At 64.1% G+C, this 8948-nt stretch carries 5 protein-coding genes and 1 pseudogene; all 6 read right to left on the minus strand.

The genetic code is table 11. From position 1 onward, the window contains the following. Nucleotides 1-465, minus strand: a 465-nt coding sequence (locus tag HX899_RS34065) for an HAD family hydrolase (protein WP_181294495.1), incomplete at its 3' end; no start/stop codon positions are given. A 76-nt stretch (nt 466-541) separates the two neighbouring features. Next, entirely contained in the window at nt 542-2923 is a 2382-nt protein-coding gene (locus HX899_RS34070; protein ID WP_181294496.1) for a cellulose synthase, read from the minus strand. Continuing rightward, nucleotides 2920-3966, minus strand: a complete 1047-nt coding sequence (locus HX899_RS34075; RefSeq protein WP_181294497.1) for a glycosyl hydrolase family 8 — start codon at nt 3964-3966, stop codon at nt 2920-2922. Before HX899_RS34075 ends, HX899_RS34070 begins: the two co-directional genes overlap by 4 nt. Beyond that, nucleotides 3963-6413, minus strand: coding sequence for a cellulose biosynthesis cyclic di-GMP-binding regulatory protein BcsB (locus tag HX899_RS34080; protein WP_181294498.1), 2451 nt, complete (start codon nt 6411-6413; stop codon nt 3963-3965). Before HX899_RS34080 ends, HX899_RS34075 begins: the two co-directional genes overlap by 4 nt. After that, nucleotides 6410-8602 carry a UDP-forming cellulose synthase catalytic subunit gene (gene bcsA / locus HX899_RS34085; RefSeq protein ID WP_138328297.1) on the minus strand — a complete coding sequence of 731 codons (2193 nt, stop codon included), beginning with the start codon at nt 8600-8602 and terminating at the stop codon, nt 6410-6412. The genes HX899_RS34080 and bcsA overlap by 4 nt, the downstream gene beginning before the upstream one ends. 167 nt (nt 8603-8769) lie before the next feature. Further along, nucleotides 8770-8948: pseudogene (locus HX899_RS35410) on the minus strand (cellulose biosynthesis protein BcsN); the annotation flags it as partial.

The raw sequence follows: 8948 nt of genomic DNA on the forward strand, positions 1-8948 counted from the left end.
ACGGCTTGCGCCGAGCAGATAGCCTTCGGGGCTGGGCTTGCCTGATTTGACCTCTTGGCCGCTGACGATGACCTTCGGCATCGGGATGCCGGCGGCAGCCATGCGGCGCCTGGCGAGCTCGATCGGCGCCGAGGTGACGATTGCCCATCGGCCCTCAGCGATGGCCGAGAGGAAGCGGACGGCGCCGGGGATCTCGATGATGCCGGAGACATCCTCCATTTCTTCGGCGAGCAGCAGATCCGCCTCATGGGCAGGATCGACGCCGGGCAGGCCGAGCCCGCGGATCACATCCGATGCGCGGATGCCGTGGATCGTCTTCAGGAAGACCTCCGGCTCGAAGCCGTGGCGTCTTGCCCATTCACTCCAGACGCGTTCGACGACCGCAATGGAATTCAGCAGCGTTCCGTCCATGTCGAAAAGGAAGGCGTCATAGGTTCTGTCGAGGATGTCATGGAGAGCGGGCACGGGCTTTTCCTTGCAAGCATCAGGCCGGGGCGGCCTTTGCGCAGGCGAGTAGCGGAGAGCGGAAGCGGCGTCAACGTCAGTTGTTGGTGTCTGGGTGCGTGACGTTACGGACGTCGGCAAGACCGCGGGCTGCGTCGCGGCTGCCGGTTGCGGCAGCGGCTTCGAAGATGCGGGTCGCATCGCCGTACATTTTGAGATTGAGGTAGCAGTAGCCGCGCAGAACCATCAGGTCGATGCGTTCCTGCTGCAGCTGGGCGCGCTGATCGAGATAGATCAGGGTTTCGCGATAACGCCCGGCATCGAAGGCTGAAAGCGCGCGGTCGGCGAGGATCGCCACCTGAAGCTCGGCGGCCCGCTGGCGGTTCTGCGGCGCCTTGGTGGCCGCGACGGCGGCATTGCCGGAGAGGCCGGCGCGCAGATAGGCAAGGCTCTGGCCGTAGGCTGCGTCTTCACGGACTTTGCGGGCGGGGCTTTGCAATGCCGCCTCGAAGGCCGAGATCGCCTCCATCGGCCGGTTGATATCCATCAGGCACCAGCCGCGCGACAGCGCGTCGGCCGGCTTAAGCTGCCCGGCGTCGATGGTCGTCGAGCAGCCGCGCGTCTGGCGCGGGCCGCGCGGGACGGTCACCGTGTCCATCGCCGGCCTCGCCGCGCGAACGACCACTTCCGCACCCGGCTGCAGGGTCACGCGGCGTTCTGCCGGAAGCGGCTCGGCCGGGGGACGCTGCGTCGGCTGAGCCGCCGGTTGCGGTGCGGTAAGCGCCCCCTTCTCCGGCGGCGGCGTAACGGCATTCGGTATCAGGGAGGACGTGTCTTCGAGATTGGTGATTCGGCTCGACCGGCCGGCCCAGGCGCGCTGGAGGTCGAGCACGCTCTTGCGGTCGCTCAGTTGCTCGCGGGTGATGACAAGGCCATAGGCGGACGGTTCGTCGTCGGGTTTCCAGGCAAGCGCCGTCTCGAACCAGCGCGCGGCGGTCTGGAACTGGTTGAGGGAGCGGGCATACCAGCCGAATTGCTGCGCCGTCGGCACATATTTCCGGGCGATGACCTCGCCAGCGATGCGGTGCAGTACGTCTTCGGCCAGATCGGCCGGCGGCTGCAGCGCCATCAGGTTGGCGGTGGCGGCGAGATAGGTTGATGTCGCATCCTCGGAATCTGTGCGCCAGCGAAACATCACCTCTTCGGCTTCCTCAGGCGCCTTGCGGGCGATCAGCGCCAGCGCCAGCCCCTGCGAGGCGGCCGCCGAATCTTGCTTGGCTCGGGCGGCGCGGAACCATTTCTCGGCATCGGCATCATTGTTGCGGCGAAGCTGGTACCAGCCGAGCAGCAGCGCATCGGAGGCAAGCCCTTCCGTCTCGGCGAGTTTTTCGAGGCGGGCGAGATAATCTGGCGCGATGGCGAGATTCGGATCGTCATCGCCCTCGGCCATGAAGCGTCGGGCGAGGTTGTCGCGGATCGCGTCGAATTCCTTGCTGCCGTCTGCGGCAGGCCTTTCCAGCGCGAGCAGCGCCTGCATCGGCTGGTAGGCAAGCAGCGTCGAAGCCTTCTCGACCGTCGCCTGCCGCTCGGCCGGATTGGTGCAGTTCTTCAGGATATAAGTGTAGGCGTCCTGGCCGCGCTGCGCCCTCTCCGTCTGGATGAAGGCTTCGGCGACGCGCCAGAGAACATCGACCTCGCTGCAGGTCAGCAGGCTCGGTGTTGCAGCAGCGATATCGACCACAGTCGCATATTGCTTGAGGTCCGAAGCATTGACGAGGCGGGCACGGCCCTCGGCGACGTCAAGCCGGTCGAGCAGATCGGCCGGCGGCTGCCATCCGGCATCGGCTGCCTGGCGGTCGGCGACAACCTTGCGCAGTTCCGCATAGCGGCCATCGGAATAGAGCTGCCACATGGCCTCGAGCTGCTTGTCGCCATTCTGCGGCACGGCGAGCGGATCGGCCGGGGGAACCCAGTTAGGATAGAGCGCCTGAAGGCGGGAGATCTCGGCCTGCAGGCGCACCTTGTCGCCGCGGCTGGCGAAATAACGAAGCGCACTTTCATCGACGGCAGGCTGCGGCGCCGCGGCCGCCTGTTGTGGTGCCGGCGGCTCGGAAACGATGGGGGGTGTGACTGGTGCCGGCTGAGCGACCGTCTGAGCCGGCGGAGCAGCCGTCTGAGGTGCCGCAAGCTGCGGTGCTGCAGGCTGCGATGCAGCGGCATCCGGCTCGGACGTGTCCGGTGTTGGCGGCGGCGGGGAAGTGATCGCCTCTATCTTGTCGGCGACGAGTTGCGCATTGAATTCGGGATTGCCGGTAGGAGCATCGGCCGGCTTGATGCGGCCCATCATCATCAGCTCCGGCGCCGGCTTGCCGGCGGCCCCAAGGCCGAACTTTTCCTGCAGAGCGGCGCGATCTTTCAGCCCGGTGACGAGGGTCGCCACCACGACTGCCGCTGAAACCGCCACGAGAGAAGACTTCACAGACACTCCGGATGCTTCTCCCCGATATAGGCCAGCCCCAGCAGCTGGAGCGTGGACGGATAATAGAGTGCGGGCGCAAATTGCAGGGCCGAGCCCGGCAGCTTGGTCCCATCGACAACACAGGCCACAACATCGTTAACAATTCGATAACCGGGATCCTGCAACACAGTCTTCGGCCGGCCGGTGGTCAGATCGATGGTGGCGGGAACACCGTCTTGCGACATCCCTTGTTGCAGGCGGGTCAACAGCGCCTTGTCGGTGACGCCGCCACGAGCGAGATAGAGCGGGATACGGATGGCGTTGTAGGCAAACTCGGCGTCGAAACCCCGCGCCGGCTGCGGCTGGCCGCTAAGACTCACCCATTCGGCGGGAAGCTTGCGCGGGCCGAACTGCATCGTCTTCAACAGCGTTAGGCCATCGTCCGACAGTTTTTGCCAGGCATCCGACGGAGCGAGCGCAGCCATCACCGGGATCGCCTCATAAATCCAGTAGGACGGGTTGACGACGGGACCGTCCTCACGGTCGCCAGCGGCAAAACCCTGGCTCCCCGGCAACAGGAGCGTGTGGCCGGCCGAGTGCACAACGGTTTCGGCAAGCAGCGCCTGCGCCATGCGGGAGGCGGCGAGGATATAGTCGTTGCGTTTCCACGCCGTGCCGGCAAGCGCCAGCGCATAGGCGATCAGCATGTCGCCATCCGAGGCGTTGTTGGTGTCCGTGACGTGCGGCTTGCCGTTCGGATCCCACTTCCAGACGGCCAGGCCATCGTCGCGCAGCAGCAGCTCGGTGCGGGTAAAATACCAGATCTGTTCGAAGTCGGCGGGGCTGGCTGCGAGATAGGCGAGCAGCATGCCATAGCCCTGCCCTTCGCTGTGGCTGATATTGCCGTTGCCGTTATCGATGATGCGGCCGGTCCCATCGAGAAACTTCGCCTTGTAGGCACTCCATGCGCCGGCATTGATCATCGGCTGCTGCGCAACGGCGGGCGCTCCCCCGGGAGCGAGCGCGACCGATGCCGCAAGCAGGAGTGCGCGCCACCGCCTCATTTCGACCGACCCAGTCTTCTGAGCATGCTTGACGTGGTGACCCCGATCAGCAGCACGAAGACGACCAGCAGGGAGGCATAGGAGAGGATATTCGTCGACAGCCAGTTGGCGGCGATCAGGCGGTAATTGGAGATCGACCAGGGTGTGGACGGCACAAAATCGAAACGGGTGACGGGCACGGTCTCGATCTTGCCTGTCTTGCTCGAATAGGTGGTGATGTGGCCTGATATCTGTGGCCAGTTCAGCTGCGTGGTCAGAACCTCCAGCCCTTCGCGCAAATCCTTTGCCGACGGCGCCGTCACCACCGTCCATGCACCGGCTCCCGCAGGGCTGGAGCCCTGGGCAACCAAGATCGTGTCGACATTGGACGGCGTGAAAACCTCCTCCGCGCCGGGCACGAATTGCAGCGAACTGCGGGAGATATCGAAATTGCGCGACACCCACTCGCGGAAGGCAGTGATCCGGTTGCGCAAGACACCGCCGCTGACCTTGGAATTCCACTCCTCGAAGGCCGTACCGGTATCGACGACGCCCGCCTGCGTATCCGCAACGGGACGCCACGAGGCCTGGCTCGCCGTGGCGATATTGGTCTGCGTCAACGCGGTTGCCGGCATCTGCGAGACGGAGCCGATGAAGATGGCATCGCGATCGCCGATCATATTCGGCGAGGCGACGGTTTCGACGTCGATCGGATGGCCGGCGGTGATCGCCATCTGGCCGAGCAGCGTGGCGGCGGCTGAAAGCGTATCGGCATCGACGCGGTCGATGAAGAGCGGCGTCGGCTCCGTGGCCCGGCCATAGGGATAGGCGGTGCCGGCCATTGCCGCCAGGTTCGGACGCTGACCGACGCGGGCGAAATCCGGAATCTGCAATTCGGACGTATCGAACAGGGCAAAGCGCGGGGTCGCGCCGGCGGTCGCGCCCGGCGCGCAAGCCGCATCATCCTTGGTCATCAGGATCGCCTCGATCGCCACCGAATTGAGACCGGGCTTGAAGTGCCGCATCGTCACGCGGATCGGCAGATGACGGAGAATGCCGCCTGATGTCGTGGTGATCGGCACGGTGGAGGCGATGTTGTCGTTGACGTAGATATCGATGTGGCTGCCGGGCATCACGTTATCGGTATAGGCGGCGTCGAGCAGCACCTTCGCCTCGCCATAGGCATTGGCATAAAAATCGGCCGGCACGGCGATATTGAAACTGGTCCGCAGCCGCCGGCCGGAGAATTCGGTGGTCTTCACGCCGAGTTGAGACAAGGCGATGTTGGTATCGGAAAAGACCAGCGGCGCGTTCGGCGCGCTCCAGCGCTCGGTGGTCAACACGTCGCGGCGGATATCTGAGGACCGGTCTGTCGGCGAGACGATGGTATCGATCGCCGAGGAGACCGCCTGCCAGGAGGGGCCGCTGATCAGAAGCACCGGCGAGCCGCTGCGCGGATCGGTGGCGAAAGCGGCGAATGCCGCGCTTTCGGCACCGGGCGGCAGGCCGGGAAAGAGCGGCCGCAATTCCGCTGCGGTACCGACGAGCACGCTGAGCTTGCCGGGCCTGACGGCCGGAAGCGAGGTGGTGCTGAAGGCAAAGATCTGGTTCGGCATACTGCTCAGCACCGACAGGCCCTGCGCCAGTCGCAACAGCGGCTTGGTGGTTCCCGGCTGCTCCAGCGCCGGGACGACGATGTCGAACTCGGTCTTGCCAGCGCCGTCAACGCCGATGGCGCGGATTGCATCGGCGCTCGACAGCTGCGCGGCATCGCTGCCGGCAAAGCTCAGATAGGTTCCGGCCGGATCAATGTTCGACCACAGCTCATAAGTGGACTGGATGCTGCAATCGGTGCGGTGGCGCTGGTTGGCTTCAAAGGTGACAAGATTGGCGCCGGGCTGCAGCAAACCGGACGGAACCTCGAAGGTGACGGTCGATGGGCCATCCGGCGAGCCGACACGCTGCTGGCCGATCGGGCGGTTGTTGAGATAGACGGTCAGCGCCGAGGCCTCAGGCGCGACGACGATCGCATTCTGGTAGGCGAAGGTAAAGCTTGCCTTGGCCGCCGCCTGTTCCGGCGTCAGATAGACCGACCATGACCGGCGATCGTATTCGCCGCCGAGACCAAGTTTCGAAAAGGGCACGACATAGCGACGGACATCGCCGGAGCGCGGCGGCGCAGCGGTATTTGCCGCCGCGGCTGGCTGGAGCGCGGGCGCCGCCGGTTGCGGCTGGACGGCGATCGTCGGAGGAACAGGAGCAGCCGGAGCTGCAGGTGCGGGTTTGACGGAAACCGGAGGCGTGATGGGAGCCGGCGCAGGGGCTGTCGGCGGCGTCGGTGGTGTCAACCTCGGGGTAACGGATGCCCCGGGCGGCCGCTCGCCGGACATGTCGAAGGGCGCCGTCTGCGCCTGGGCGAAGGCGGAGGCATTCAACAGGAGAAGCGAGGCAGCGACGATCTTTCTCATCCGGCGTTGACCTTTGCCGCCTTCTGCTGGGCTTCCCTCTCCGGCCGCATGCTGCGGAAGAAGTAAATGAGGCCGCGGCTCGTCTGGTAGAGCGACAGGCCGAGGAACCAGATGGTGCCGCGGATCAGGCCCGGATTGCGACGGCGCGAGGCCTGGAACTCTGTCCACTGATCGGAATTGGCAAACATCAGGTCGGCGATCAGGCGATGGTCGAGCGCGCTTTTCGGCACGTACTGGCAGCCGACATTGCTGATGTCGCCCGACGGCTCGATGTTGCGGACGATGAGCGGCAGGGTTTCCAGTTCCGCGCCGCTATAGGGCCGGAAGCGGATCTCTCCGAGTGCGCCAACCAGCATCTCGTCGAGCTGCTTGTTGAAGATGTGAAGCCTCGCACCGTGGACGGAAACGTCCTCGATCGAGGCCGCGTACCACTTGCCGCTGACGCCGAATTCGCAGCGCCGGTTGACGCGGACGCGGCGGGACAAGGCGCGCTCGCCGCGCTCCGACACGACGCCCAGCGCGCAACCGGCCATGATCAGGTTGATGACATTCCATCCGCCGACGACGAGCGTGACGTCGGCCTTATAGGGCTCTGCATAGATCTTGTAGATGGTGATGATGAGCGCGACGATCTGCACTGCAAAGATGACGAAGAACGGACGGCTGATTTCCGACAGACGGCTGACGGCGATCGATTCGTCCTTGGCGGTGACCTTGAAGGTCGGTTTCCTCGGATTGAGCATGACGGAGACGACGGCCGGCAGCAGATGCACGGTCTGGACATATTCGTAGAGCTCGGAAATCCAGGGCCAGCGGAACGACCCGTAGAGGTAGTTCTGCATCATCAGATTCACCAGCATATAGGCCAGCGTATAAGCGAGGAACTCACCGCCCGAGGCGGTGAAGATTTCCAGATCGAAGAACAGGTAGAAGAGCGGCGCAAACAGGAAGATCGTGCGCGGGAATGGGAAGAGCCAGAAAAGCGTGGAGGACATGTAGCAAAAGCGCTGCGGGATCGTCAGGCCGCGCTTGAGAAGCGGAAAGCGGAAGCGCAGGATCTGCATCATGCCCTGCGCCCAGCGGCTGCGCTGGCCGATGAAGCTTGCGAAAGTGGCTGGCTGCAGGCCGGCGATCAGCGGCTTGTCGACATAGATGCTGTTCCAGCCGCTGCCGTGGAGCGCCAGCGCCGTCTCGCAATCCTCGGTGATGCTGATGCCGGAAAAGCCGTTCTGCGATTCGAGCGCCTTGCGGCTCAAAACTGCGGCCGAGCCGCAGAAGAAGGCGGCGTTCCATTTATCGAGGCCGCGCTGGATGATGCCGTAGAACATCTCGTTCTCGCTCGGCATCTTGTCGAAGGTGCGCAGGTTGCGCTCCAGCGGATCGGGATTGATGAAGAAATGCGGCGTCTGGACGAGGAAGAGCTTCGGATCGTCTTCGAAGTAACCGACGGTCTCCAGCAGGAAATCGCGGGCCGGCGCGTGGTCGGCATCGAAGACGGCGATGAGTTCGCCGGTCGAATGTTTCATGCCGTTGTTGAGATTGCCGGCCTTGGCGTGCTCGTTGCGGTCGCGCGTGAGGTAGTGGACATCGAGATCGTCGCAGAGCTGCTTCAGCTCGATATGGCGGGCAGCCGCCGCCTGGGCTTCGAGCAGCTTGCCGGAATTGCGCTTCTGCAAGGTGCCGCCGTCGTCGAGCAGCCAGACATGCAGCTTCTCGGCCGGATAATCCATGGCCTTGGCGGCGGCCAGCGTGTTTCCCAGCAGGCCGGCATCCTCGTTGTAGGATGGGACGAAGACATCGACATGAGGAAGGCGCCCGGGATTGGCGGCACGCGAGGGGCGCGACGGCAACGGTGTGGCGACGATGAACAGGCTGAGCGCCAGCATCGCGACGCTATACATTTCGGCAAGATAGAGCAGCAGGCCGGGAATGAAGTTTTCCAACTGATTCAGAGGCGGCAGCGTATTGGTGGTGCGCCAGTAAACATAGCGCAGCACGATCGACGTGCCGAAGGCGAGCGCCACCAGGCGCCAGGTCCCCTCGCCCTTCAGAATCTTGATCAGCGCCATGACAGTCACGACCGTGATGCTGGTGATGAGCTGAGTCTGCAGGTTAACCGGCAGCGTGATCAGCACGATCATGCAGAGCGAAACCACGGCCCATATGATGACACTGCGGGCTTTGCGCATCGACGTTCCTTCGAAATTGCTCAACCGGTGCCAATCAGGCCCCGGGTATGCTCACTAGAACAGGATGATTTTAGGCCGGGTCGGCCTAAAATCTGAATCCTGTTCTAAATTAAAGAGTTAAAGCATGATGTCGTCCGAAAACCGCTCACACTTTTCGGCATCATGCTCTATCTCCGGCAGGCGGCCGTCATGGCCGCGTCGCCTACGCAGTCGGGCGAAGGCACGGTGACGCCGATCGCCCTTACCGATTGTTCGATTGGCGCAGCGGCCACAGCCGGCCTTGCGCTCGTCTGTGGCGCCTCACCCGGCAGCGGCACGCGCGGGCCGATGGGTGCCGGCACCGCTG

The organism is Rhizobium sp. WYCCWR 11146 (assembly GCF_013591995.1).
Lineage (GTDB): Bacteria > Pseudomonadota > Alphaproteobacteria > Rhizobiales > Rhizobiaceae > Rhizobium > Rhizobium indicum.

What these genes read in the sequence shown, in the direction of transcription:
- HX899_RS34075 (WP_181294497.1), bottom strand. Translation starts at nt 3,966, where the DNA reads ATGAGGCGGTGGCGCGCACTCCTGCTTGCGGCATCGGTCGCGCTCGCT.
- bcsA (WP_138328297.1), bottom strand. Translation starts at nt 8,602, where the DNA reads ATGCGCAAAGCCCGCAGTGTCATCATATGGGCCGTGGTTTCGCTCTGC.
- HX899_RS34080 (WP_181294498.1), bottom strand. Translation starts at nt 6,413, where the DNA reads ATGAGAAAGATCGTCGCTGCCTCGCTTCTCCTGTTGAATGCCTCCGCC.